The following is a 26,683-nucleotide window of genomic DNA, read 5'->3' as shown; positions in this document are numbered from 1 at the left end:
TATAGGGGAACCTGTGCGGGAATACTAATATTACATTCCAATATAACGTATTCGTTTTACGCATAGGTTTTTCTGTTATAGTTTCCAGGGACGCCCTTGTTTTTTCTCCCTCTATCCTGTATAGTAACTGGTGTAACGGAGCGGCCGCATTTAGTCTATGCAGCCGTAACGGCACACTGTTTCACGCTCACTCCAAAGCTTGGCCTGTTTCCCTTCGAAACGGCTGAACCGGCTGAGGGGGAAGCCTGAGAATCGTAATCCCGCTGTTTGTCCCGGATTTCTTTTTCCGGCTGTTCCCTGTCAGTTGCCTCGGTTTGAGCTGTGATAACCCAAGTTATCCACACCACAAAAAAGAGAGGACTGAATCAATTATGAAAAAATTATTACCCGTTTTTATGGCTCTTGCCATGACCGCAGCTTCCCTTGCAGGCTGCTCTTCCAACAACCGTACTGCCGGAACCACGGCTGCCGAAAGCCAGGCGCCGCAGGCTGAAACAGGTGAAAGCAGTGAAGCTTTACCGTCTGACGAAGAAACGGCTCCGGCCGAAGATACGCAGGAAACTTCCGGCAGCGCCGCAGAAGGAGCCATCCGGGTGGGCTCGTTAAAAGGACCTACCTCCATGGGACTTGTCTCCCTGATGAATTCCGGCGCCTCCGCCAATCAATATGATTTCAAGATGGTCACCGCCGCCGATGAACTGGTCGCTTCCGTTGCCTCAGGCAAGCTGGATATCGCCCTGGTTCCCGCCAATGTGGCAAGTGTCCTGTATAATAAAACGGAAGGCGGCATCTCCGTGATCGATATCAATACACTGGGAGTGCTCTATATTGTTTCTTCCGATGATTCCATCAAATCCGTGGCCGACCTGAAGGGTAAAACAGTCTATCTGACCGGAAAGGGAACGACCCCCGACTACGTCATCCAATACCTGTTAAAGGCAAACGGTCTTGCCGAGACCGACGTAACATTAGAATATAAATCCGAGGCCACCGAAGTTGCCGCCGTGTTAAAAGAGAAGCCGGACGCTATCGGCCTGCTTCCGCAGCCGTTTGTAACCGTGGCCTGCGCCCAGAATGAGGCTCTTAAGATTGTGCTTGATTTGACCGCGGAGTGGGATAAGGTGCAGGGCGAAGACGGCAGCCGTCTTGTGACGGGCGTTACGATTGTCACCAACGATTTCCTGAAAAAGAATGAGGAGGCCGTAAAGGTATTCCTCTCCGACCACAAGGTTTCCGCTGAAACCGCCGTTTTAAACCCGGACGCCACGGCCGAGCAGATTGTTCAGGCAGGCATTATTGAAAAGGCCCCGATTGCAAAAAAAGCGCTTCCTTACTGCAACATCACCTTCATTGAGGGCGAAGAGATGAAGGCCGCCCTGGCCGGCTATCTGAACGTCCTGTATGAACAGGATCCGAAATCCGTAGGCGGAAAACTCCCGGCCGACGGTTTCTATTACACAGCCAAACAGTAAAAATGAAATTTCTATCCGGAGACAGCAGAATATGAATACCCAGAGTAACGGAAAGACATCAGAAAAACCGAACCGTAAAAATATCGCCGGAAAAGCCGTAATCTTACTTTTCTGGCTCGTCCTGTGGCAGGTTTTGTCTGCCGCAGTCAATAATTCCATCATATTTGTGGGGCCGGCCGATGTGCTGGCCTCCCTGTCGTCCCAGATCGGCACATTTGATTTCTGGAAGACCATCGGCCTGTCCTCCCTGCGAATCTGCACAGGATTTACCGCCGCATTTTTCTGCGGGATTCTGACGGGCTGCCTGGCCTTTTGCTTTCCATTCCTGGATGAACTTCTGGCCCCGGTAATGCTCCTTTTAAAGTCCATCCCCGTAGCCTCCTTTGTCATCCTGGCCCTGATTTGGACCGGCGCTGAAAACTTGTCGGTCTTTATCGCATTCACTATCGTCCTTCCGATGCTGTACACCGCAACGCTGTCGGGCCTCAAGAGCGCCGATGGCAAGCTGCTTGAGATGGCGCGCGTCTTCCGCCTCTCCTTCTTCCGGAAAGTAAAAGCCGTATACCTGCCCGCCCTGTTGCCCTATCTGCTGACCAGCGTAAGGACTGCCCTTGGAATGAGTTTCAAATCAGGCGTTGCCGCCGAGGTCATCGGCGTACCCAGCTATTCCATCGGTGAAAAACTCTACATGTCAAAGATTTACCTCGACACGGCCGGGCTTTTTGCCTGGACCCTTGTGATTATCGCCGTCACCTTTTTCTTTGAGCGCCTGTTCCTGCTCTTAATCGGCTCTCTGGGCAGAAAAAAGCAGGGATAATGCTGTCCGGCCCGATACGGTACGATATGGTACGGCTCTTTACGGACTGTCCTACAATCACCACAGCATCCATACATCAGGAGGTTATAAATGGAACTGATACTCGATAACATCACAAAATCATACGGCTCCCTGCCTGTTCTCTCCGGCGTCAGCCTGAAAATCGCATCCCCGGACATCTGCTGCCTGATGGCCCCTTCGGGAATGGGCAAGACAACGCTGTTCCGCCTGATTCTGGGACTCGAAAAACCCGACTCAGGTACAATCACCTCCTCCCCCGAAAAAATCCGTTTTTCTACGGTTTTTCAGGAGGACAGGCTGATTCCCGAATTTTCCCCTATGGAAAATACCGCCCTCGTACTGCCCGGACGCACCGACAGGGACCGTCTTTTCAAAGAGATGGCAAGACTCCTGCCCGAAGAAGCGTTAAACCGCCCCGTCTCCACCCTGAGCGGCGGCATGAAGAGGCGCTGCGCATTGCTGCGCGCCCTGCTGGCTCCCTGCGATATGTTTATTTTCGACGAACCCTTCACCGGCCTGGATGAAAAAACAAAAGACAGGGCCATCCGCTACCTTCTGGAGAAAGCAGACGGACGTCCTGTCCTCTTATCCACCCACGACCGGAACGATGCCGGCCTGCTGGGCGGTAAAATTATTACACTTCAGCGTGAAATACTTAATTCCGATACTTAGTTCCCTAACTCTGATCCGCAGCGCGTGTAAACAAATATTCCCTGAGTTTAGCGACGTCACCGTCCGCGAAACAGTATCCCTTCATTCCGCAAGCCGCCGCGCCGTCGATGTTGGCCTGGATATCGTCAATGAACAGGGATTCCTCCGGCAGGATGGAAAATTTCTCAAACAGGCGTTCAAAAATCTCAGGCTCCGGTTTCAGCAGTTTCTCTTCCGCAGAAACGAGAACGCCGTCAAAATATTCGATTCCCGGGATCCTGTCTTCAAAAACCCTCAGCCTCAGAGAGGCATTGGAACAGAGGTAAATGGACAGCCCTGCTTCCTTAAGCTCCTTCACAAGCTCCTCCATACCAGGTTTCGGCTCAATATTAAACTCGTGCCAGTGAGCCAGGCTCAGCCGCGCCAGTTCCCTTGTCCGCTCATCCGGAAGTCTCTCCTGTACGCGCTTAAGCGCCTCATCCTCCTCAATGGTTCCCCTGTCCAGCAGAGTCCACTCCTCCGCAAAAAACAGTTCTTTTTCCATCAGCTCCACGTCTTCTTTGGAGTCTGTAAACTGCCAGCATACCCTGGCTGCCTCATAGTCTAAAAGGACACGTCCCATATCAAATACAATGTTTTTAATCATCGATACTCCTCCTGTTTAAAGCGCCTGCCCCGCAGCCCATCGTCCCGAAGCCGCCCGCAGACGGACATCCCGTGCGTAAAACCCACATTCCAACGGAGCGGTTATGAAAGTCCCTGGCCTTTTCCCACGGTAAAGTAGAGAATCAGCAGGATAACGGCCGGAGCCACAAATCGCACGATAAATTCCCATGCTTTCCTGAGCCGGAACGGATAGGTTCCGTTTGAACTAATCTCTTCTGAGGCCTTGCCTTTCCCCCAGATCCAGCCGGCAAAAATACAGAAGCAGAGCGCTCCCACCGGAATCATCAGGTTATCGGTGAACTTTTCCATCACCGCATTCATCGGCAGCATTTGAAGTCCCTTTGAAAAATCAAACCAGGGCAGGTTGATGTTTCTCGACTCCATCTGGGAAAGGGAATATCCGGCGCTTAATACGGTCATCGGCACGGACAAAATAACCGTAGCTTTCAGTCTGGACACCTTCCACTCTTCCGTGATAAATGCCACACAGCTCTCCAGAATGCTGATAGCGCTGGTGAGAGCTGCCAGGAAAAGGAGCACGAAGAAAAACAGGCCGAATATCCGTCCTCCCGGAAGCCCGTCAAATACCTCCGGCAGGGCCATAAAGGCAAAGCCGCCGCCCATGCCCAGCCCCTCCGCCCCAAGGGTGACAAACACGACCGGAACAATTGCAAAAGCGGCCAGAATGGCAACCAGCGTGTCCAGCACACAGATCCACGCCGCGCTCTTTACAAGATTATCCTTCTTCGGCACATAGGAACCGTAAGTGACCATAATCCCCATTCCCACGGAAAGGGAGAAAAATGCCTGTCCAAGCGCCCCTACAAGCGTGTCACGGTTAAAACTGCCAGGTTTGATGGTAAGCATATAGGAAAGCCCCTCTTTCGCGCCGGGGAGTGTCACAGACCTCACCGCGCAGGCAATCAGAAGGAGGAACAGAGCCGGCATCAGAATCTTACTGACCCTCTCAATTCCCTCGGAGACTCCCTTAACTACCACATAAATGCAAAGCACCAGAAATACAAATCCCCATGCAAGGGGCTGCACCGGTTTACCGATAAAATTCACAAAATATTCCTGATAGGACACGGCTCCGCTTCCAAAGCCCGGTTCCACCAGATAGGCAAAGACGTACTTGAGCACCCATCCGCCCACCACACTATAATAAGACATAATGACGAAAAGTGTCAATACGCCGATTCCGCCTGCAAAGGTCCACTTCCTGTTAAGCTGATGGAACGCTCCCACCACATTCTTCTGGGTGGCCCGTCCGATCGAAAGTTCAGCCAGCATGACCGGAAAACCAATCAGAGCCACAATCACGATATAGGAAAGCAGAAAAGCGCCTCCCCCGTATGCTCCCGTCTTTCCCGGAAACTTCCAGATATTTCCCAGACCCACGGCAGACCCCGCCGCCGCCAGTATAAATCCCAGATTACTGGCCCACTGGCCTCTTCTCTGACTCATGATAATCATACCCCCTGAACATAGTTTGTTTTGTTTTTCCGCCGCATTCATTCCCGTTCTTTTTGTACTCCCGGAAAAAACATCCTGCAAACAGACGCACGTCTGCTATAATATCAGATTTCCGTTTAAAAGTCCATTTTCAGCGGCCGTCCCAGACATACGAAATAGTTATCGGAGATATAACCTGAGGATATCGATTGTCTTTATGAAACGGATCACTGTCTTTATATTGCATACACTCGCAAGACACCGGAAACATACTGACAAAAACGATAGAACGGCCCTTATCATGACAGATCTGCTCTTAGGTTTATATGTTTTTTGAAAACATGCAACGCGATACAGAGTGTTATAATTTCCGCAAGTATTTGTGTCCAGACAAGACCGGTTGCCCCCAGTATTACATTCATGATAAACATCATGGGTATATAAATGATACATTGGCGCAGAACTGCAAGCATGAGGGTATTTTTTCCGTCCCCCACTGCCTGTAATGTATATGTGATATGAAAATTCATAAATGCAAACGGAGCGGCAAGACACCTGCTCCGCAAAAATATTGTTCCATAAGCAATTGTTTGCCATGTGTCCGACGTATTTTCCATGGACGTACTGATGAACAGACGGATAATACCTCCTGAAAATATTTCATACAATAAGATACTGGCTGCCGACACAATGAGGCCAGCCGTTCTCGCAGTGTTAATTACGGAGAACATCCGTTTCCTGTCTCCAGAAGAATAATTATAAGCCACCAGCGGCAGCATTCCATGACAAATCCCAACGCCGGTATTGAGCGGGAGCCGTTCTGCTTTCAGGATTATTCCCAGAGCAGCTAACTGATAATCCCCGTGAGCCGCCATCAGAACATTTAAAAATACATTAGCAATATCATAAAATAAGGTGGTCAATGCCGACGGCAGACCGACTAATACCGCCATTTTCATATTTTCTCTTTCAGGCAGTCCTGTGCCGGGACGTATACACAAGCCGTTTTTTGTTTGCAGCCGCAGCAATACGACAAGGAAATAGACTGCCGCCATTAAATTGGAAAGCATAGTCGCCAAAGCGGCGCCGGTTACTTCCTGCCCGGCGGGAAGGATCACAAACATAAACAGCGGATCTAAAACAATGTTCAAAACGGCCCCTAAGCTTAAGCCTATGCCCGCCAGCCGGGCATACCCTGCACTGCGAAGCAAATGAGCTATTGTAGACGATAATACAGCGGGAACCGCCCCTAAAACAACAACAAAAAACATATATTCCCGCGCATATACGACTGTTTCCGAAGATGCCCCCAGAAGCTTCAGCAGTGGATTTAGAAATATAAATGCCGTCATAGAGAAGAGTAGAGAAATTAAAATTGCCGAATAGAAACTGAAAGAACATACTTTCTCTGCCTGTTCCTCCTGTTCCGAGCCGAGCAGACGTGAAATAAGGCTTCCTCCTCCGACGCCGAACAAATTTGCCAATGCGGCAGTCATTGAGAAAACCGGATACACAAGCGCCACAGCGGCAATCATATAAGAATTGCCGGTCCGCCCAACGAAATAAGTGTCTGCAAGGTTATAGACCAGTGTAATAAGTTGGCTTATGATTGTGGGCACAGCTAAAACGGCAAGTGCCTTTATAACGGGCATTGATTCAAAAACCGTCCTGTTTTCATTGTCTGCTGCAGTTCTCTCTACCGTCATTCGTATTCCTCCTCTTTGTTTTCACCTATAAAAAAATACACCCTACACCTTGTTGAGAGTCAAGGTCCGGGGTGCATATTTTAACAATTATCTGTGCCTTCATTCCGGTAAGGAAGCCATACTTCCCGGTAACGGGTGTAGGTTTCACTTTTATTCATGGATAAGAAAGTTCTGGAAACCGGGTCACCGATGACCTGTATCCGGTTTCTATTTGTATATTCCATAAGCGGTCTCAGACAAGAAAGCGGCTGGAAATCGTCTCCCTGTTCCTGTACAATGGAATACAAGGCCCGGCTGGAAGGATAGTAGGATGCCCATTGTAAATCCAGTTTCAATCTTTCTGCCTGTTCCTCAAAAACACCTAAGGCTGCTGTAATTTGCCCGCTGCCTGACATTAACTTATCCCATTCGTTACTTTGCGATATGAACACAATCGGGGTAAACGAAACCCACTGCCTGAATGCTTTCTCCTGATTCGCTCTCAAAAGGAATTCCCCATTCTTCATAAACGGGAAACGGTATATGGCAGGCTGGGTGCAGACGGTTATTTCCCCTAGATTCTGCTCTGCCTTTACAGTAAGCTCTTTCAGTTCACGGATGTTTTCCAGGATCAGTCCTTTTAGCCAAATTTCATGCTCTAATTCCTTTTCTCTGGCCTCATATCCCGCGATTACATCCTGTAACTGTTTTGCATTTATGAGAGCGGCAATTTCTTTGCTGGAAAATCCGGCGTAATGATAACCTCTGGCTCGTATCAACGCAGTGAAGTCAAGATGTTCATAAGTTCGATAAGTGGTATTGCTTTTTCCTCTCCGTGGATTCAATATGCCGATTCTTTCATAAAGCCGCAGTCCCTCTGATGACATTCCCAGAAGCTTTGCTATTTTTCCAATCTGAAAAGTCAAATGATCACCTCTTTCCACTGCTTATTATAACATATCCATTTACAAACGTCCTCTCCTATCCGTAACCATCTGCGCTCCAGTATACCCGGCTTATACGGTTTTACCGTCTTTTTCCCACCGTATAATCAGTGAAATCACAAAAAATTCAAATAGAGATAAATTTTTATCAATTTTTTATTCCCATTTTCATGATTTAATGGTAAAATAGTAACAATAGTGAGTTAGGAGGTGCTGATTATGAAGATGATTATGGCAATTATCGGAAGCGAAGATGCGGATGATTTAGTTTACGAATTGAACCAGAATTCTTTCTTTGTTACAAAACTTTCCACAATGGGCGGTTTTCTGAAGAAGAAAAGTACGACACTGATGCTGGGCGTTGACGACAGCCGTGTAGAGGAAGCGATTACCATTATTAAGAAGATGTCGGGTACAAGAGAACAACTGGTTTACACACCACCAACTATGGCCGGAAACTGCTGTCCGACCGTCAATATGACGGTTCCGATGAATATGAAGGTAGGCGGTTCCACAATCTTTGTCATGAACGTAGAAGATTTCCAGAAATTTTAACCATACTGCCATGCGGTATGACTGATGTGTACCGGAAACAGGCCGGATGAACAGAATGCCGTTCATCCGGCCTGTTTTCCGATGGCTTGGGATTGACATCCGCAAAGAAACCCGGTAAAATCAAATGAAAGCATGTACTTGCATTAGGAGTGAATATGGATACTACCAGCCAGAAAATTATTGATGCCACGATGACTCTGATCCGGGACAAGGGCTACGTTGCAACGACGACAAAGGATATCGCCAGGGCGGCCGGGGTCAATGAATGTACCCTCTTCAGGAAATTTAAGAGTAAAAAGGATATTGCGCTGAGCGGCATGGAGCAGGAACAGTGGCGGGGCAATCTGACCCCTGAAGTATTTCAGGACGTGGTGTGGGAACTGCAGCCGGATCTGGAGATGTTTATGAACGTCTATATGGACAAAATCACTCCCGATTTTGTCAACCTGTCCATCGGTCTGCGCGCCCCCCAGCTTTATGAGGAAGCGGCTCCCCTGATTATGAAAATACCGCAGGCCTTTCTCTCCTCCCTCACCGCCTATTTCGTCAAGATGGAAGAGCTTGGAAAGCTGCCTCACCTGGATTTTGACTGCCTGGCGATGACGGTCTTTTCCACCACCTTCGGCTATACGTTTCTGAAGGCTTCTTTCGGGGAGCAACTGTCTTCGGACTCCCGGAGCGATTTCGTAAAAAAGAGCGTTGAAACATTGATTAACGGCATCCCAACGGCATCTGCCATTTAACAGTGAAGCAATAGCAAGGCACTGCCGCACGGCGGTGCCAAAAAAACGCCCTATATGCAAGCAAGTACATGCATTCAATTATTAAAGGAGGTATTCTATGATGATAACAGGCGCCCAATTATTTGTAAAAGCCCTGAAGGCGGAGCATGTCGACGTTCTCTTCGCCTATCCGGGAGGCCAGGCCATCGACCTGTTTAACGCCCTGTACGGGGAAGAAGATATGAGCGTAATCCTGCCGCGCCATGAGCAGGGATTGATTCATGCCGCCGACGGCTATGCCCGTTCCACCGGTAAAACAGGGGTCTGCCTTGTGACGAGCGGTCCGGGGGCCACAAACCTCGTCACCGGTATTGCAACCGCCAACTTTGACAGCGTTCCCCTCGTCTGCTTTACCGGCCAGGTTCCGGTCGGCCTGATTGGCAACGATGCGTTTCAGGAGGTGGACATCGTCGGAATTACGAGAAACATCTGTAAATATGCAGTCACAGTGAGACGCAGGGAGGATTTGGGCGCGATTATTAAGAAGGCCTTCCTCATCGCCGGAAGCGGAAAACCAGGAGTTGTCGTCGTCGATTTTCCGAAGGACATCCAGCAGGAACAGGGCAGCCCCGATTATCCAGACAGTGTGGAAATCCGCGGCTACAAGCCGAATACCTCCGTCCATGCGGGACAGATAAAGAAGGCGGCAGAACTGCTGGAGCAGTCGAAACGGCCCGTCTTCCTCGTCGGCGGAGGCGTACAGATCGCGCACGCATCCCGTGAGATGACGGAACTGGCCGAGCTTACAAAGGTTCCCGTCATCACCACCATCATGGGCAGGGGAGCCGTGCCCACCTCCCATCCTCTGTACGTCGGAAATCTTGGAATCCACGGAAGCTATGCAGCCAATTCGGCGGTCAGTCACTGCGACCTCCTCTTCTCCATCGGAACCAGATTCAACGACCGCATCACCGGTAAAATCGAAGAATTCGCCAAAAATGCTTCCATCGTACATATTGATATCGATCCCGCCTCCATTTCCAGAAATATTGCCGTCGACATCCCCATTGTGGCGGATGCAAAGGATGCGCTGCATGCCCTGCTGGAGAAAGCTTCTCCCCTGGATACGGAGGCCTGGACGGCCCGGATAAACGGCTGGAAGAAACATAAACCTGTCTCCATGGGACAGACCGGCCTGACTCCCCAGAAGATCATGGAATGCGTCAACAGGCTCTTTTGTCATGCCGTTATCGCCACCGACGTGGGGCAGAACCAGCTTTGGGCCACGCAGTTTCTGGAACTTAATGAAAACAGGCAGATGCTGACCTCGGGAGGGCTCGGAACCATGGGATACGGTTTTCCGGCCGCCATTGGCGCAAAACTCGGCAATCCGGACAAAGACGTCGTTGTTATTACAGGAGACGGGGGCATGCAGATGAATATCCAGGAAATGGCGACTGCGGTCGTATACGAACTGCCTCTTATCGTCTGTATCCTGAATAACGGCTATCTGGGTAATGTCAGACAGTGGCAGGAAATGTTCTTCGACAGGCGCTACTCTTCCACCTGCATGCGCCGCAGAAAAAGCTGTCCCTCTTCCTGCAGCTCTCCTGGGGAAGAATGTCCCGTTTATACGCCGGATTTTATGAAAATAGCGGATAGCTATGGCGCCAAAGGAATCCGTGTCACCGATGAAAATGAGATAGAACGCGCTCTGCTGGAAGCAAAACAGTGCAGAAGCCTCCCAACCATCATAGAATTTATCATTGGCCGGGAAATGAACGTACTCCCTATTGTTCCACCTGGTAATGCGCTTGGGGATATGATTCTGGAAAGTGAGGAAAACAAGAATGAAGAAACGTTGGATTTGTCTGTTCGTAGAAAATGATATCGGCGTCCTTGCACGCATTTGCGGACTGTTCTCCGCTAAATCCTATAACATAAACAGTCTGACCGTCGGCAGGACGGAGGATGAAACCGTGTCGCGGATGACCGTGAGCCTCACCAGTGACGACAAAGTATTCGAACAGGTAAAAAAACAGCTCAACCGCAGCGTTGAGGTCATTAAAGTCGTAGATTTTACCGATATCGCCATACATGTCAGGGAACTTATGTTCATAAAGGTCCGAAACTGTTCAGACAGTGATATGACGGAACTGTTCAGAATTTCCCAGGTTTACGGCGTCAAAATAATCGACTATACACCGACAGCCGTTTTACTTGAAAGTGTGGATACAGAAGAAAGGAACGACGGACTGATCCGTCTGCTGGAGAATCATTTTATAAACCGGTTTGAGATTGCCCGGGGAGGAAATGTGGCCGCCCCCGCAATGGAGCGGTAGCTTGCTTCCCGATACCATTAACCCCGGAGCCGCAGCCGCGGAGTTAATGGTATGCCCTGCCGGGCAGCCTGTTTTGCTATAATGATAGTTGTTAACACAGCTTTTCAAATTAAGCCGGCTATTTGTCAGCCTTAAGCATTCCGCCCAGAACCTGATAGAGTAAACCCGAATCAATTGGCTTCGCCAGATGGCCGTCCATTCCGGCTTCCGACGCTTTCACCACATCCTCATGAAAGGCATCGGCCGTCATTGCGACGATGGGGATACTCCCGGCCCGCCGGTGTGAGGATTTCCTGATCCTCTCCGCCGCCTCATACCCATCCATTACCGGCATCTGCATATCCATCAGGATCAGGTCAATCCGGTCGCCGTCAGCAAGGAATTTCTCCAGAGCCTCTTTCCCGTCGGCCGCGCACTCCACCGTCACCCCCGTCATTTTAAGCAGTTCCATGGCAATTTCACGGTTCAGCTCGTTATCCTCCGCCAACAGAACATGGTAGCCTGACAAATCCGGCTTGTTCATCTGAATGCCGTAAGACGACATCGTCAGCACCTTGCTCTTCCCCGCCGCCGAAAGCAGTGTATTGTAGAGCACCGATGAAAAAAGCGGCTTTGCGAGAAATGCATTAGCACCCGCTTCACTGGCCCTCTTTTCGATTGCACTCCAGTCATAAGCTGTAATAATGATAATTGTTGTATCCGTTCCCACAATCTCCCGTATGCGCCGTGTCACCTCGATTCCATCCAGATCCGGCATCTTCCAGTCAATGAAACAGACGTCGTAATTTTCTCCCGTACTGTGCAGGCCCCGTATTTTTTCCACACATTCTTCCCCTGTGAGCACCCAATCGCACCAAATTCCCAGGTTTTTTAATAAATTAGAAGTATGTACACAGCTGTCGCGATCGTAATCGGCCACCAGAACCTTTAGGGATTCCATTGCCGGATGCTTTTGCGATGATATGCTGCCCCTGGTCTCAGGAACCTCAAAATCTATCTCTACCGTAAAGGTGCTGCCCTTTTCGGCTTCGCTCTTTACAGAAATTGTGCCTCCCATCAGGGTGACCAGATTCTTCGTAATCGGCATGCCAAGCCCGGTGCCGCCAAATTTTCTTGCTGTTGTCACGCTTTCCTGCTCAAATGGGTTAAAGAGGCGCCGCTGAAATTCCTTACTCATCCCGATTCCGGTATCACTGACAATAAAACGCACTCGGAGCTGCTTTTCCAGACGTCTTACCTGTTGTATCTCCAGGCGGACGGAACCGCCCTCCGGCGTAAATTTAATCGCATTAGAGAGAAGGTTTAACAGTACCTGGTTTAACCTCATAGCATCTCCCGTCAGAACTGTATCACTCAGCTCCACGAAAGGCACCGTATAATTCACCCCCTTGGCGGCGGCCTGCGGATAAATGATGGAAGTCAGTGACTCTATTGCACTCTCCAAATTGAAATTCTCATGCGCTATCTTCATCTTCCCCTCATCAATCTTAGACATATCCAGCACGTCGTTGATAAGGGCCATCAGGTGCTTTGAGGAATAGCCAATCTTTTTCAGGCAGTCAGCCACCCTCTGTTTATCGTCTATGTATGCTCCGGCAATCGTTGTCATGCCGATAATTGCATTCATTGGAGTCCGGATCTCGTGGCTCATGCGGGATAAAAAATCCGACTTAGCATGATTAGCCTGTTCCGCCACGGTCAGCGCATCTTTCAGCGCTTCTGCCTGTTCCGTCAGTTTCGCCTGCATCTGGCGGAGTTCGGTCACATCGGTGATGTCGATAAATAAAGCCAGGTAAACGGGGCAGCCGTTCTGCCAGTCCACACAGGTGGCATTGACCTGAAGCCACAGTGTCTGGCCTTTTCTGCTCTTCACGCACATGACGAAGTGTACTGGTTCGCCCACCAGAAGTTTTTCACGGTTGTCCCATATGGCCGCCATATTATCTTCTATATTACGGTTGTGCAGGCTTTCTTCTTTCCCGTTTTCAACTTCCAGAAAATATTCCATAAAACGGCTGTTCCCTTCCAGAAGTGTCATGTTGAGTTCTTTGTCAATCCGGTATTTTGCAACAAAACCAGGCAGGTTTTCATAAGTAACCGACTGTTCCTTCTGAACCCTGATCAACTCGTCAATGTTGGTCATGACCGTATAAGCAACCTGGTAACCGTTTACATACTCCTCCGAGAACTGTGTGGAGAACTGAATCCATAATCGGTTTCCGTCTTTTCTGTGCATCCGTGACAAAAGCTGGTAACCGTCCCGGTGATTGGCAATCGCATCCCCGACCGTCTCCGTGAGGCGTCTCCACTCTTCCGGGTCGTATTTTGCATAAAAGAGATCCGGCCTGTTATGGAACTCCGCCTCATAATCGGCCTTATTCCAACCGATAAACTTATAGTAAAACTCATTCGCCCAAATCAGTGTAAAATGTTCATCCAGAAGATGTTTGCTGACACTGACTCCCATCAGGCGCATCAGCGTATGATACTCATACTCGGCCGATGCCGTCTGCAATTCCCGGCTGCCCGACGCCGTCTCTTTTTCCTGTTCACTCATTTTTATAATTCCTCCTGGCCATGAGAATTGTTATTTAGGAAGATACCGCATGTTTTAAAGTTCTGCCGCCCGTTAAATAAGCCTGCCTCCATATCCGCAGTTTTACCTTGTTCATGTTAATCTGTTTACAATATACCATATCCGTCAAAACTTCACAACCAGCTTATGGCAATTCATTGCAGGAAATGATAGAATAAAAAGCATACCGATAAAATACAGGAGCCTGATTAAATGGAAAAAGAACAACAAATATCGAGCCTGATTTATGAATTTTTTTTCATGCGAATTCATTTTGAATATTATAAATGCGGGGATGCCCTGCCATCAATTGATACACTGTGCAGGCAGTTCTGCGTCAGCCCCCAGACCGTAAAAGCCGCTCTAAGACAACTGCGCTCCGAGGGATATATCTCCATGCGTAACGGCAGGCCCACCAGGATTATCTTCAGGCAGAGCAGACAGGAGCTGATTGATTTTGCCCTCAGTTTCTTTTCGGAGCGTCGGACTGCATTTCCCGATCTCTGCCGGACTGCGGAGCAGATCTTAGTTCCTCTCTTCGTCGAGGCCTTCCGACGGATGGACGAAACTGATTTCCTGCATCTTTCACTTTACATAGAGCGCGCACAGTCTGACGATCTGCTCTATTTTTACTGTTACGTGCTGCAAAAACTGGAAAATCCTCTGGCGATGAACCTCTTCTGGGAAATATCGATGTTCATGGGACTCATGTTTATCGGAGAAAGGGGAGGGACTGACTTCTACAACAAGAAGTTGTTGCGTAATGGAATCGAAAAAATTATCAGTTACAAGAAGAGGCAGGACTGGCCGGGACTGCACGGCGCCATTCTGAAACACCAGAGGGCTTCCATGGAAGAGGCGCTCCACTATGTGGAACAATATGCACCCCCTTCTGAAAAACAGACTCCTTTTGTCTGGCGTATTTACCGGGGACGGCCTCAGCTCTGCTACAGCCTGGCCATACGTCTCCTCTTTGAAATCTACCTTGGTGAATACAGGGAGACCGAGTATCTTCCCTCCTACGAAAAAATGGCAAAAAAATATGGCGTTTCTCTCAGCACGATCCGCAGAACCATCCTGGTCCTGAACCAGACCGGCGCAGCCGAATCCGTCAACGGGATCGGTACCCGGATCTTCCCGATCGGACGGCAATGCAATATGCCCGACTTTACCGTTCCTGCCGTCCGGCGTAATTTGGCACTCTTTGTCCAGTCCTATGAAGTGATTATCTATTCCTGTGAAAAAGTGGCGGTAGCAACGCTCCTGGCTCTCACTGGCAAAGAGCGCGAACGTTTAAAAGAACAGCTCAGAAAAAATCTGGACAGCGGGCGCTGCGGGCTCACGCCCTGGCACCTGCTGCTCTGTATCTCACAGAGCAGCCCTTTAAACGGAATCCGCGAAATTTATTCGAAAATATTCGGCCTGTTTCTTTGGGGATATCCTTTAAAAGGCGCTAAGGAGGAAACAGAAGCGCTGGATTTAGAACTCAGGGATTTTACAGAAAAAATGCTTAAGTATCTGGATCAGAACGATTTCGTCCTGTGCGGAAAATGCATGAAGGAGACGAGCACTCATCAATTTCATTCCTTGGAACGGTATCTTCTCGGCGTTGGCTTCGAACCGGATGAACTGCGGCTCTCCCCATCGATCCGTCTTATTCTCATGGATGAATGATTAGCAAAAAAACTTCCCGGCCCCCTGAAGGAATCACCTGAAAGGGCGGAAGCCCGGAGGCCATGGCGCAGCTATGCCGCGGTCAATCTGTAGAATACACTGTATAGAACAAAAGAAATATATCCGGACTGCGGCCGGCCAAAAAAGCACAGCACAGGCTGCAACGAAAAAAAGTGCTGTATTTACAGCACTTTCAACATGCGGGTGACAGGACTTGAACCTGCACGGGGTTTCCACTAGAACCTAAATCTAGCGCGTCTGCCAATTCCGCCACACCCGCTCAACGGTGCCAGATGCAAAGAACGCATTTCCCACCTTTAAAACAGCACTATTATTATATAAGAAAGCTACTGGCTTTGTCAATCAAAATATGGATCGGGGGATCCGGGAATAAACGTGGACTCCGGCTCCGAATGAGGGGGCCCTGCCCTCCGGCTCTGCATCCGGCTTCACACTTTTTTCACAAAGACGCCAAACTTTCAACACATTTTTTATGTATTATAAGAATCAGCAGGCAGGACCTGCAGTAATACTTTTTCATACTCCTCCGGCAGGATTCCCTCCTGCCGGATTCCTCTGTCCGTAACTTTCTGTTTACTGCGTCTGCCAGACTTCCAGTGCTCCTTTATTTCCCGGACATTCATGCCAGCAGGCTCCTTCCAGCGGACCGCCATGCGTCTCGTCAAAATAATACCAGTCTCCCTGTTCGTCTTTTTCCACAACCCTGCCGTTCCATTTCTGCCATCCGGTCAGCATATATCCGTCCGTACCGAATAAATACCAGCGGCGGTTGATCTGCTGCCATTCTCCGGTGGCATAACTGCCGTTCTCGTTCCGGTATTTATACCGTCCCTGACCGTCGTGTTCCCAGCCTGCTCCGGCAGCGCCCGGCTTTACCGGAATCCATGTCTTCATAAATACATCCGGTGTCCCATATTTTTTCTTTATCCCTGCCGTACTGCTCCCCCAGTCCGGAAGCTGGAAATGCGGTTTATCTACAATACTCTTCCAATCACCTCCCCATTCCAGGCCGACGGATTTCCCAATCTGTCCTACCCTGGTGAAAAAGCCTCCTGATTCATCATAAGCTCCCTTCCCGTCGTTCCGGTAGATATCGAAGGCCGTTCCCCACTGGTGGTAAGAACTGTAACTGCTGCCCGGTGCATTTGTCACAATATTTCCGGGTTTTGTCCGGCCCTGGGCATATAACGCATCCTGCTCTTCCCTGGTTCGCAGCGTCTCCCCTATTCTAATCTTCAGCCCCTGCTTCTCGCACTCCTCTAAAAGACGCGCCGCCTTTATCTGCAATTGTGGATGACACAGTTTAATATCTTTCATGGCATTTGCCTTTTTTATGTATGATATGCAGACAGGCATAGGATTGTCCCTGCCCCGGAGGGAGCCGGATTTCCCTCTCAAAAATCTTTGTAATTTATGGTAAAATATAAACTATATAAAATATAAAAACACTCTTCCCTTTTGAAACGTTTTATGATACAATATTGCTGTCTGATTGATAACGTCAATCACATCACGGGGCATTAGCGCAGCTGGGAGCGCGTTTGAATGGCATTCAAAAGGTCACGGGTTCGAATCCCGTATGCTCCATTTAAAAAGGTCTGGTAATTATCAGGCCTTTTATATTATTGCGAAAATGCTCCTTTGCTATAAAAAGTCCTCCGGGCAGAAACGCACGGCGGCGAATAATAATAATAATAATAATAATAATGCCGCTCCATCCGTTTGGAAATCAGCGCCATTTCACCGTGTCCGAATAGTTTTTCCGCATTCGCAGATACTATGAAGAACATCAGAAAAAATGTTTTCAGATGGAAAGGATGGTGAATGCATTGAGAAATTTATATGACGACGGCAATATCCCTGAGATAGACATGCCCAAATCTTCCAACGCAACGTATGAGGTTCCGGATGAACTTCCGGTTTCCACCGAACCGCTTCCTGAATCGGAGCGTCCACGTAAGGACGGTCCTGGAGGAAATTAGGTACACAGACAAACAAGACTCGCCATTACAAAGAAAAAGCCGGTTTCCAATGACTTTCAGCTCCTGGGAACCGGTTTTTGCCGTGCCCGCCTCTGACACTGGCCAAAATCCGCAGCATTGGAAGACATCGTCCCAATTCCCGGATGAAAAGAAAATTTGTTTTTTTCTGATTTTTTTGATGTATATATTGAATTCTTTTTTGTCTGTGATATAATTGAGCTCATGGGGACATAGCTCAGCTGGGAGAGCGCTGCGTTCGCAACGCAGAGACCGCGGGTTCGAATCCCGTTGTCTCCATTAAACAATAGAAAGAACGCTCCGCGTACTTTTTCATCCGCCTAAATAATTCTTTACAGAGGTCCCTTTTCTTTTGTTCTGCTGCCGTCATTTTTCGTTTCCTTCCCCGGCTCTCATGCATATAATGTATTAACCATATTATCGAGGTACCGTTATGCCCGGAAGCTGGACTTTCCAGTCCTATCTTACCCCATATGATTCTTTTATTTTCTATAACGCAACTGGAAAACACGAGGATTATTTTTATCAGCCGCTGGCCGTAGCCAAACAGGTAGTCAACGGCACAAATTACCGCTTTGCAGCGATTGCCGAGCCTTTAAAAGAAAATCTTTCCTCTCACTTTGCCATTATCGATATGCATCAGCCGATTGGCGGCGAAGCCTATACAACCAATATTACATTTGTGTAGGCATCTCAACTTTACGCCAGTTCCAGAAAGCATATTTATTCATCGGCATGTTTTTCAACAGAGACAGATCCGGCGGGATGTTGTGGGGCTCCGCCTGTTCAAACGTGTCCGGATAGGCATTGCAGCTTTCATCCTCCTACGGCTATATTTTCCTCTAATATTTTTCTTTCAGAGGCGGATAAGATAGTTGACAAAACCGTCGTCCCGTGGTACACTAGTCAAGGCTTAAACGTCAGATGCTGCTGTGGCTCAGTCGGTAGAGCGTCGCATTGGTAGTGCGGAGGTCACGGGTCCGATTCCCGTCAGCAGCTCGATTAAAACCCTTGAATTTTTCAAGGGTTTTTTTGATGTTTGGAATCGCTTTGAGCACCCCCGCCGATGATTTCTTAACGTCCTGTCTCAGGTTCCACTGCGTTCGGTTCCTCTGTCTTATCATGCCTTTCTTCCCACTTCTTCCTATAGTTTTCCCTCACCCTGAAAGTCCGAAAACGCATCCCGAAATCGAGAATTATAATAATCAGCGTTGTAATGCCAATAGCTCCCCACATCATAAACCTGCTGCATTTTTCGTATTCTCTCCATTCTCCGCTCTCCCATAAAATGACAACCGTCACCAAAGACATAATCGTATACGAAAAGTAATGTAATTCCGCCAATAAATAACTAACCGACTTTTCGGTCACTTCATATTCTAACCCGCGCGTTTTTGTTTCCCAGTTCAGCCCCGGTACCTTCGGCTCTATACAGCTTCCGATATATTCTCCAATCCGAATCAGGCTTTCATGGTAAAAAATCAGACGGCATTTTGTCAACAGCAAGACCAAAAAGGTAATCATGTAGAAACTGGCATCATGATTATAGTATGCCAGCAGATAGATGGCGCTTACCGCGGTAAAAATGAACATGTATATCTGGTTTGACGCATCGATATAGCTTTGAATCTCATCCCGCAGAGTTTTATATTCCTCCAGAATCCCATAGCCTGCCTGCTCCATTGGGACTTCCCCGGCCCGGGATACTTTCGCATGGGGTATGTTCATTCGGGTTTCTTCTGTTCGGATCTTGCCGGCCTGGATTTTGTCTTTTGGGATTTTGTCTGTTTGGATTTCGTCCGCTTGAATTTTGCCCGCTCGGATTTCACCTGTTTGGAATTTTTTCGCTTTTAATGCTTTCGCTGCCTTATTCTTTGACATTGATCCCCCTCCTGTCTTTTCCTTTTCTATCTCCTGCGTTTCCTTGCCTTTCCCTGCTTTCCTTTTTTACCTCCTGCCCCCTTTGCTTTCTCTTTTATTCATCTTACAACGATTTCTGCCGTAAAACCAGTCCCTGCCGGACTTTCTATTTCTGGAAGAATCCGTTTCTGCTTCTGTATTTCATGCACCAATACCGGCGTCCCACATAAAAACTACCGTGCCTGCGAAAACAGTACAAAAAAGCAGGATACCTGTTTCTTCGTACCCTGCTTTTTAATCAGTATATGCAGCGTCATTATTCTGTCCAACCTGCTAATACTTCTCAAAGCATCTTCGTATTGTTTCCATATCTCTCCTGAGCAGCTCCATCTGCCGGTTCTTTGGCGCTTCGGCGCGGAGAGGCATCAGGTTATAATAATTCTCCGTGACAATCCATCCCTCAAAGCCCTTCTGCCTCAGATACCGCATCTGGTCGAAGAAGTCGGTATTTCCCTGTCCCAGCAGCCGATCCCCCGGATTCTCTATCCCGTCCTTCGCATGGAGCACGCTGTCCATCCACGGATACAGTACCCGGAGCTGTTCACACTGATCCATATCAAAATTAAATTTGAAGTTCTGCGTATCAAAATGAACTTTCAGGTTTGGCTCGTTCAGATCCTCCATCATCCGTATCTGGGCTTCTGAGTCCAGTGCATTTTCCGTCAGAATCAGGATTCCTTTCGGAGCGGCGGCGCGGCAGGCATAACGCAGCGCCTCTTTCGTATTCTCCGTATGTTCTTCACTGCGGATCAGGTTTTCAAGAAAGTTCGGTATCATAATCCGATCAATCCCAAGCTGTCCGGCTGTTTCAATTCCCAGAGCAATCTGATCATATGCAATCGCTCCGTTTTGCGTATTCCTGCCGTGGATAAATTCATGGACCATCACGTCGTTTAACACAAGCGCCGGATATTCAATCCCATAACGCTCCCGGTCCTCCAGATATCCTTCCATCACTTCTCTCTGTGACAGGGGATATCCTGCCTCATAGCTGCCTAGTTCCAACTGGATTCCATCAAGCCCTGCTTCTTTGGCAGTCCTCGCTGCATAGAGGCCTCCTCCGGGAAGTCCCCAGGCAACCGCTCCCAGCTTAATTTTCTTATCTTTCATCGCTTACCCCATCCTCCGCTTATCCTTGTCCGGTCTTTCTCTGCTCTCTTCTCCCCTGCTACTCCAGATTGCTATGGTTCCTGTACATTTCTTCACTGCTTATCTGATACCGCTCCATCAAAAGCAGAACCATAATATCACAGAGAATGCCGGCGCTCTGTTCAAAAAGACTCCCCATGGGCTGTATGGAATCACCGGACTTCCTGTTCTTGGCGGATGCTTTTAAAAGAACGGTTTCATCGCTCAGTTTCCCGAGCGTGGAATCCCCTCTGGTTGTCACCAGGATAATCACGGCTCCGATTTCCCTGGCTTTCGAAGCGTGTTCTATCAGCATAGGCGTCTCTCCTGAACCGCTGAGGATGAGAAGAACATCTCCCCCCGTCAGGGCGGGTGTTGTGGGTTCCCCAACCACGCTCGACTGAAATCCCATCTGCGTCAGCCTCATGGCAAATCCTTCCGCCTGGAGCCGGCTCCGGCCCGCTCCGTCACAGAAAATCCGATTTTCCCTTTCAAATTTCCCGGCCAGCCTGCACAGGGTTTCCAGCGGAACACTCTCAATGCACTGGCAAAGCTCCTCCAAAACCTTTTCTACAACTGTCTTACTTTTCATATCCATCTGTCCCCTGTCTTTATCATCTTTTGCCGCCGCTCCGGTGCGGCGGAACATTAATTTCGCTTCAGTGACCTGACCAGAGCCTGAAGGGAACCGCCGGATTTAATGTAATCAATATAGACGGCAATCAGGATTACGATACCCTGCACCACGTACTGCCAGGAAGAATCGATTCCCAGCAGGTTCATGCCGTTCTTCAGGATTCCAATGACAATGACGCCGATCACGGTGCCGGAAATGCTTCCTTTTCCACCACTCATGCTGGTGCCGCCGAGAACAACGGCTGCGATGGCATCCATCTCGGCGCCGTCACCCATGATCATCGTGGCCGTAAATGTTCTTCCTACAGTCAGGACTCCGGCCAGCGCCGCCAGAAATCCGCTGAAGGCAAACACAAAAAATGTAACCCATTTTACATTAATACCGGAATATTCCGCCGCCATCCTATTACCCCCGGTGGCGTAGATATGGCGTCCCAGCCTGGTGCGGTTGAGTATAAAGGAGGAGACAATCACAACTGCAATAATCAGGTAGAGCTGGATAGGCAGCCCGAAGATACTGCCCATTCCCCAGAAAGTATAGGAATCGTCGAGCACGGCGATCGTCTGGGCGTGGGTATAGATTCTGGCAATACCCCTGCCGATGTTCATGGTAGCCAGAGTCACAATAAAGGCAGGGATCGTTGTGCGGGAAACAATAATTCCGTTCAGGCCCCCAATCAGCGTTCCAAAGAATAGGCCGATCACGATTCCCACCGGAACGGGAAGTCCCAGCCAGGTAATCATTCCCGCACTGACACAGCCTGTGACCGCAATCACCGAACCGACGGACAGATCGATCCCGCCGAGCAGGATGACAAACGTCATACCGCAGGCCAGATACAAATTGATGGTAATCTGGCGGACCACATTAAAAAAGTTGGTAACCGTAGCAAATTTATCTGTCATAAAGGTAAGGCCCAGACACAGGATAAACAGGCCCATTAAAATTCCGAAATTCATTTTAACCGTGTTGACAACCGACTGTCCAAATTTATTTTTCATAATTTCACTTCTTTCCCCTTAGATTTCTTTTGTCGATAATTCCATAATTCTTTCCTGGGTAAATTCCTCACGATTCAGTATTCCGGTGGTGCGCCCCTGGTTCATAACCACGATCCGGTCGCACATGTTGATTAATTCCGGCATCTCGGAGGAGATAAAAATGATGGACAGACCGTCTGCCGTCAATTTGTCGATCAGATGATAAATGTCCGATTTTGTTTTTACGTCAATTCCTCTGGTGGGTTCGTCCAGAATCAGAATCTTCTTCGTCACCAGCAGCCACCGGCTGATGATCACCTTCTGCTGGTTTCCGCCGCTCAGGCGCCCGATCGCCTGCTCCACTCCCGCATATTTTGTCTGCATGATGTCATCGACATATCTCTTAGTGAGTTCCAGCTCTTTTTTCCTGTCGTAGCGCCCGCCTTTTAGAAATTCACCCATCACCTCCAGCGTTGCATTAAACCGGATTCCCTGCACCGGGTAAATTCCCTCTTTTTTCCTATCCTCCGGCACGAGGCCTATTCCGTGATCCATTGCGTCCTTTACACTATGTATTTTGGTCTCTTTTCCATCCAGATCGATGACGCCTCCGTCCTTTTTTCTCAGGCCGAAGATACAGGCCATAGCCTCCGACCGCCCCGAACCGACCAGTCCGGAGAATCCCAGCACCTCCCCCTTGTGTAAATCAAAGGAAACGTCCCTTACCTCCTTTCCCGATGCCAGATGCCTGGTCCTCAGCACAATTTCACCGGTCGAATGGTTATGTTTTTCGTACAAATCCCCGAGCGTCCTTCCGACCATCAGGCTTACCAGCTTATCGTGGGAAGTCTCTTTCGTCACCACCGTGTCAATGTACTTTCCGTCCCTCATCACCGTGATGCGGTCCGCAATCACATCTAACTCCGACATCCTGTGGCTGATGTAAATAATTCCCACGCCCTTTTCCTTCAGCTTTTTCACCGCCTCAAAGAGCACATCCACCTCCGTGTCCGTGAGGGAGGAGGTCGGTTCATCCATGACAATAATCTTTGCCCCAAATGAGATTGCCCTGATGATCTCGACCATCTGCTGCTGCGCTATGTTCAGTTTCCCCACTATCTGAGACGGTTCCAGCTTAAGCTCCAGGGCGCTTAAAAATGCGGCCGCATCCGCATTCATTTTCGCGGTGTCAACTGTTCCCAACTTCGTCTTTGGTTCCTGGCCAAGAAATATGTTTTCGGCGATTGTCATATACGGGATCAGCATCAATTCCTGGTGAATCACCCGGATACCGTGTTTTTTCGCACTGTCTACATTGGTAATTTCCACCTTTTTACCGTCCACATATATCTCACCGCCGTCTCTGCTGTAAGCCCCTCCCAGGATTTTAATCAGTGTGGACTTGCCCGCGCCGTTCTCGCCGAGAAGCGCGTGAACCTCCCCCGAACGCAGCTCCAGCCTGACGTCCTCCAGTACCTTTACATCAGAAAAGGATTTCGTAATTCCATCCATTTTAAGCAACTGTTCCATATTTTGCTCCTTCATATCTTCCCGTTTCCTATGGTTCTCCCTCAAAAGGCCTGTCTTCAAAAAGTGGGCGGCAAGTCGCATGCCGCCCACTAAAAACGCCGTTACTTCTGTTTACTGCCAGCCGGCATTTAAGTAATCCTTGATATTGCTGCTGTCAATCGTAAATGCAGGAACGTCAATCTGGAACTGTTCCGGTTTCTGGCCGCCTAAAATTGTCTTTGCAACTTCATAGCAGTTTGTTCCGATTTTAATCGGGGACTGGGCTGCCGTCATTTTGTAGATACTTCCCTCTTTTGCAATGACCTGCTTTGCTTCCGGAGCGCCGTCCACACCGTAAATCGCAACGTCTGCGCCGGATGTCGTGCATGCTGCATACGCTCCCATGCCGGCCTGATCATTGATGGAGAAAATAGCCACGATGTCGGGATGAGCCTGTAAAATATCGCTTGTGATGTTCTGGCCTTTTTCTACTGTGCCTTCCGCGTCAAAAGTTGCAACTACTTCAAAACCTTTGCCTTCGATTGTCTTCATGAAACCTTCCTCACGATCCAGGCAGGCGCTGTTTGCCGGGTAATTGAGGATTGCGATCTTTCCGCCGTCAGGGAAATCTTTAATCATGGATTCTCCGCAGAGTTCTCCGGCCTGAATGTTGTCGGTCGCCACATAAGCGTCTACCAGTTCCAGGTTTGCAACGGAAGAGTCAAAGTTGATGACCGGAATTCCGGCTTCCTTTAATTTCTGGAGAGCCGGTGCAACGGCGTCTCTGTCAACCGGGTTTAAGAATACTGCCGATACATCCTGTGCGATAAAGTCTTCGATAATCTGGATCTGCTTTGTACTGTCCTGCTGCGCATCCACGACAACGGTCTTATTTCCGTCGGCCTCCGCCGCCTGCGTGATGGAATCCGCCACTGTCTTAAAGAAATCCGACTCGATCCAGTAGGTGACGCCGAATGTCTTTCCGCCCTCGGCCGCGCTGTCTTTCGCTTCCTCCGCTTTTTCTTCCGCTGTCTCTGCAGGCGCTGCGGCCTCAGCTGCCGGAGCAGTCGTTTCCGGCGCTTTCGTCTCGGATGCTGCGTTTGAGCAGCCGAATAAAGCTGATGCTGCTACCGCGATTGTGAGTGCTGCCACGATTTTTTTCTTCATAGTATTTTCCTCCACTTTTTTTCGGCACATTTTGCCTTTTTTATAGTTAACACCGCTTCCGCGGCAAACTATTTCCTGTTGTTCCCCGGTTATTCTGTTGTTCCCCGATCCTTCTTCCGTTCCCCGGTTCTCATGTTGTTCCCGGTTCTTCCGCCGTTCCCCGGTTCTCATGTCGTCCCCATTTTCCCTTACTCCTCGAGATTCTCCAAATCGTACAGAAGGCCGAAATCCGTTTTCATATCCTCATACAGCCTGTCGTACAATCTGTGATAATTTCTGTACCGTCTCACTTCCCGGGGAATCGGTGTCTCCGCCAGGCTGGTGCTGATTAATTTCCTGCAGGTATCCACCACGTTATCAAAGACTCCGGCTCCCACCCCGGCCAGTATCGCCGCACCGTAAGCAGGTCCTTCCTCCTGTTTCAGGGTACGTATTTCACATTCATATAAATCGGCCATAATCTGCCTCCATACACGGCTTTTGCAGCCGCCGCCGCAGACTCTCATGGACGTCACCGTGTTTCCCAGTCCCTTCAGAATATTATTGCAGTCTGCCAGGGAATAGGTGATTCCCTCCATAATTGCGCGGAGCATATGCGCCTTTCCGTGTATCGTATTCAACCCTACAAATGCGCCCCTGCACTTCGGATTCATATGGGGCGTCCGTTCTCCCATCAGATAAGGCAGGTAAATCAGCCTCCCGCTCCCCGGCTCGATTCCGGCGGCCGCCTCGTTGATTAAAGTATAGATATCCGTTCCCGCCCGTTCGGCCTCCTCTTCCATGTCCCGGCAGAAGGCATCTTTGAACCATTCCAGCGAAAGTCCGGCCGCCTGGGGGCCTCCCATGGTAAAATACCCTCCCGGCACGGCACAGCAGCAGACGTGGAGCCCGCCGTCCGGTATCCTTGTAAAATGATCCAGATGCGTATACACAATAGCCGACGTTCCGATCGTTGTAAATGCCTCTTTATCCAGAACCACCCCGGTTCCGACTGCGGCCGCGGCATTATCCGCGGCTCCGGCCACAACCTTTACGCCAGGTGCCAGACCGCATTTCTTTGCTATCTCCGGCAGCAGGGTTCCGGTCACTTCCTGGGATTCATATACTTTTCCCAGCAGCGCCGGATCAATGTCCAGCGTTTTTAAAACCTCCTGTGACCAGCGCCTGTTTTTAACATCCAGAAGCTGCATACCGGATGCGTCCGATACGTCCGTTGCGAACTCACCCGTAAGAATGTAGCGGATATAGTCCTTCGGCAGCAGAATGTGGCGGCATTTCCTATACAGCTCCGGTTCATTTTCCTTCACCCAGAGAATTTTGGCCGCCGTCCATGCAGCAATCGGGGGATTGGCCGTAATCTCCATCCATTTTTCAAGAGGCATGAGTCCGAGCATCTCCTCCACCTGGGCGGACGACCTCTGATCACACCATATAATAGATCGCCGCAGCGGTTTTCCTGCCCCGTCCAGCATGACGAGGCCATGCATCTGACCGGAAAATCCAATTCCCTTAATTTCTTCCTCCCCCACTCCCGATTTCTCCGTCACCTCTTTCAGCGTTTCAAGAACCGCTCGGCTCCAGTCCTCCGGCTCCTGTTCCGCCCATCCGTTGCCGGGCTGGTACAGGGGATATTCCCTGGATGCCTGGGCCGTAATCTCTCCGTCCGAATCCATCAGAAGTGTCTTTGTAGCGCTTGTTCCTATATCAATTCCTATCACGTACTCCATTCTTTACCGCCTCCC

Annotated in this window: 23 protein-coding genes and 4 tRNA genes; 13 read left to right on the top strand and 14 right to left on the bottom strand. The window is 49.4% G+C overall.

Features of this window, described 5'->3' with window-relative positions; genetic code table 11:
- The first annotated feature begins 371 nt into the window (after positions 1 to 371).
- From EJL91_RS19170 to EJL91_RS19160, 3 genes are all read left to right on the top strand, one after another.
- The gene (locus EJL91_RS19170; protein ID WP_125143558.1) at positions 372 to 1,472 is read left to right on the top strand and encodes an ABC transporter substrate-binding protein; all 1,101 of its coding nucleotides are present in this window, start codon (positions 372 to 374) and stop codon (positions 1,470 to 1,472) included.
- Between the two features lie 31 nt (positions 1,473 to 1,503).
- Complete coding sequence (locus EJL91_RS19165; protein ID WP_125143557.1) at positions 1,504 to 2,289, top strand: ABC transporter permease; 786 nt, start codon at positions 1,504 to 1,506, stop codon at positions 2,287 to 2,289.
- Positions 2,290 to 2,379: 90 nt separating this feature from the next.
- Positions 2,380 to 2,982: an ATP-binding cassette domain-containing protein gene (locus EJL91_RS19160; protein ID WP_125143556.1), complete on the top strand. Its 603-nt coding sequence runs from the start codon at positions 2,380 to 2,382 to the stop codon at positions 2,980 to 2,982.
- 4 nt (positions 2,983 to 2,986) lie between these two features.
- On the opposite strand, the gene EJL91_RS19155 is transcribed toward EJL91_RS19160, so the two are convergent.
- The 4 genes from EJL91_RS19155 to EJL91_RS19140 form a co-directional block, all read right to left on the bottom strand.
- A complete protein-coding gene (locus tag EJL91_RS19155) occupies positions 2,987 to 3,607 on the bottom strand; it encodes an HAD family hydrolase (protein WP_125143555.1) in 621 nt (206 codons plus the stop codon).
- A gap of 101 nt (positions 3,608 to 3,708) precedes the next feature.
- Entirely contained in the window at positions 3,709 to 5,094 is a 1,386-nt protein-coding gene (locus EJL91_RS19150; protein WP_125143554.1) for a sodium-dependent transporter, read from the bottom strand.
- A gap of 287 nt (positions 5,095 to 5,381) precedes the next feature.
- On the bottom strand, positions 5,382 to 6,788 hold the full coding sequence (locus EJL91_RS19145) for an MATE family efflux transporter (RefSeq protein WP_125143553.1): 1,407 nt from the start codon (positions 6,786 to 6,788) through the stop codon (positions 5,382 to 5,384).
- An 80-nt stretch (positions 6,789 to 6,868) separates the two neighbouring features.
- The gene (locus EJL91_RS19140; protein ID WP_125143552.1) at positions 6,869 to 7,693 is read right to left on the bottom strand and encodes a MerR family transcriptional regulator; all 825 of its coding nucleotides are present in this window, start codon (positions 7,691 to 7,693) and stop codon (positions 6,869 to 6,871) included.
- 237 nt (positions 7,694 to 7,930) lie between these two features.
- Here EJL91_RS19140 and EJL91_RS19135 point away from each other — a divergent pair, with 237 nt between their 5' ends.
- From EJL91_RS19135 to ilvN, 4 genes are all read left to right on the top strand, one after another.
- Positions 7,931 to 8,266: a cyclic-di-AMP receptor gene (locus EJL91_RS19135; protein WP_009295999.1), complete on the top strand. Its 336-nt coding sequence runs from the start codon at positions 7,931 to 7,933 to the stop codon at positions 8,264 to 8,266.
- Between the two features lie 155 nt (positions 8,267 to 8,421).
- Positions 8,422 to 9,009: a TetR/AcrR family transcriptional regulator gene (locus EJL91_RS19130; RefSeq protein WP_125143551.1), complete on the top strand. Its 588-nt coding sequence runs from the start codon at positions 8,422 to 8,424 to the stop codon at positions 9,007 to 9,009.
- A gap of 97 nt (positions 9,010 to 9,106) precedes the next feature.
- Positions 9,107 to 10,876: a biosynthetic-type acetolactate synthase large subunit gene (gene ilvB / locus EJL91_RS19125; protein ID WP_341467035.1), complete on the top strand. Its 1,770-nt coding sequence runs from the start codon at positions 9,107 to 9,109 to the stop codon at positions 10,874 to 10,876.
- A complete protein-coding gene (gene ilvN / locus EJL91_RS19120; RefSeq protein ID WP_125143550.1) occupies positions 10,839 to 11,330 on the top strand; it encodes an acetolactate synthase small subunit in 492 nt (163 codons plus the stop codon). Before ilvB ends, ilvN begins: the two co-directional genes overlap by 38 nt.
- Before the next feature lie 118 nt (positions 11,331 to 11,448).
- Here the strand turns inward: ilvN and EJL91_RS19115 are convergent, their stop codons facing one another.
- Positions 11,449 to 13,887, bottom strand: coding sequence for a hybrid sensor histidine kinase/response regulator (locus tag EJL91_RS19115; RefSeq protein ID WP_125143549.1), 2,439 nt, complete (start codon positions 13,885 to 13,887; stop codon positions 11,449 to 11,451).
- Positions 13,888 to 14,118: 231 nt separating this feature from the next.
- Between EJL91_RS19115 and EJL91_RS19110 the strand changes: the two genes are divergently transcribed.
- Positions 14,119 to 15,579: a GntR family transcriptional regulator gene (locus EJL91_RS19110; RefSeq protein ID WP_125143548.1), complete on the top strand. Its 1,461-nt coding sequence runs from the start codon at positions 14,119 to 14,121 to the stop codon at positions 15,577 to 15,579.
- A 199-nt stretch (positions 15,580 to 15,778) separates the two neighbouring features.
- Here the strand turns inward: EJL91_RS19110 and EJL91_RS19105 are convergent.
- Both EJL91_RS19105 and EJL91_RS19100 read right to left on the bottom strand, forming a co-directional pair.
- A tRNA-Leu gene (locus tag EJL91_RS19105) sits at positions 15,779 to 15,859 on the bottom strand.
- 314 nt (positions 15,860 to 16,173) lie between these two features.
- On the bottom strand, positions 16,174 to 16,917 hold the full coding sequence (locus tag EJL91_RS19100) for a M15 family metallopeptidase (protein ID WP_125143547.1): 744 nt from the start codon (positions 16,915 to 16,917) through the stop codon (positions 16,174 to 16,176).
- Positions 16,918 to 17,114: 197 nt separating this feature from the next.
- Between EJL91_RS19100 and EJL91_RS19095 the strand changes: the two genes are divergently transcribed.
- From EJL91_RS19095 to EJL91_RS19080, 5 genes are all read left to right on the top strand, one after another.
- Positions 17,115 to 17,187, top strand: a tRNA-Ala gene (locus tag EJL91_RS19095).
- A gap of 242 nt (positions 17,188 to 17,429) precedes the next feature.
- Positions 17,430 to 17,582, top strand: a complete 153-nt coding sequence (locus EJL91_RS24670) for a hypothetical protein (RefSeq protein WP_164516890.1) — start codon at positions 17,430 to 17,432, stop codon at positions 17,580 to 17,582.
- A gap of 224 nt (positions 17,583 to 17,806) precedes the next feature.
- Positions 17,807 to 17,879 (top strand) — tRNA-Ala (locus tag EJL91_RS19090).
- 154 nt (positions 17,880 to 18,033) lie between these two features.
- Positions 18,034 to 18,288: a hypothetical protein gene (locus tag EJL91_RS19085; protein WP_125143546.1), complete on the top strand. Its 255-nt coding sequence runs from the start codon at positions 18,034 to 18,036 to the stop codon at positions 18,286 to 18,288.
- Between the two features lie 238 nt (positions 18,289 to 18,526).
- Positions 18,527 to 18,599, top strand: a tRNA-Thr gene (locus tag EJL91_RS19080).
- A gap of 75 nt (positions 18,600 to 18,674) precedes the next feature.
- Here the strand turns inward: EJL91_RS19080 and EJL91_RS19075 are convergent.
- The 7 genes from EJL91_RS19075 to xylB form a co-directional block, all read right to left on the bottom strand.
- Complete coding sequence (locus EJL91_RS19075) at positions 18,675 to 19,481, bottom strand: hypothetical protein (RefSeq protein WP_125143545.1); 807 nt, start codon at positions 19,479 to 19,481, stop codon at positions 18,675 to 18,677.
- 312 nt (positions 19,482 to 19,793) lie between these two features.
- Positions 19,794 to 20,630 (bottom strand): sugar phosphate isomerase/epimerase family protein, encoded by an 837-nt coding sequence (locus EJL91_RS19070; protein WP_125143544.1) that lies wholly within the window; start codon positions 20,628 to 20,630, stop codon positions 19,794 to 19,796.
- 58 nt (positions 20,631 to 20,688) lie between these two features.
- Positions 20,689 to 21,240, bottom strand: a complete 552-nt coding sequence (hxlB, locus tag EJL91_RS19065) for a 6-phospho-3-hexuloisomerase (protein ID WP_125143543.1) — start codon at positions 21,238 to 21,240, stop codon at positions 20,689 to 20,691.
- 56 nt (positions 21,241 to 21,296) lie between these two features.
- Positions 21,297 to 22,286, bottom strand: a complete 990-nt coding sequence (locus tag EJL91_RS19060; RefSeq protein ID WP_125143542.1) for an ABC transporter permease — start codon at positions 22,284 to 22,286, stop codon at positions 21,297 to 21,299.
- A gap of 18 nt (positions 22,287 to 22,304) precedes the next feature.
- Complete coding sequence (locus EJL91_RS19055) at positions 22,305 to 23,810, bottom strand: sugar ABC transporter ATP-binding protein (protein WP_341467034.1); 1,506 nt, start codon at positions 23,808 to 23,810, stop codon at positions 22,305 to 22,307.
- Between the two features lie 96 nt (positions 23,811 to 23,906).
- Entirely contained in the window at positions 23,907 to 24,941 is a 1,035-nt protein-coding gene (locus EJL91_RS19050; protein ID WP_125143541.1) for a substrate-binding domain-containing protein, read from the bottom strand.
- 188 nt (positions 24,942 to 25,129) lie between these two features.
- Positions 25,130 to 26,668: a xylulokinase gene (gene xylB / locus EJL91_RS19045; protein ID WP_125143540.1), complete on the bottom strand. Its 1,539-nt coding sequence runs from the start codon at positions 26,666 to 26,668 to the stop codon at positions 25,130 to 25,132.
- Positions 26,669 to 26,683: the final 15 nt, after the last annotated feature.

Source organism: Clostridium transplantifaecale (assembly GCF_900626075.1).
GTDB classification, from domain to species: domain Bacteria; phylum Bacillota; class Clostridia; order Lachnospirales; family Lachnospiraceae; genus Otoolea; species Otoolea transplantifaecalis.
The sequence above is the reverse complement of the archived record's forward strand: the minus strand, read 5'-3'. Positions and strand labels throughout refer to the sequence as shown.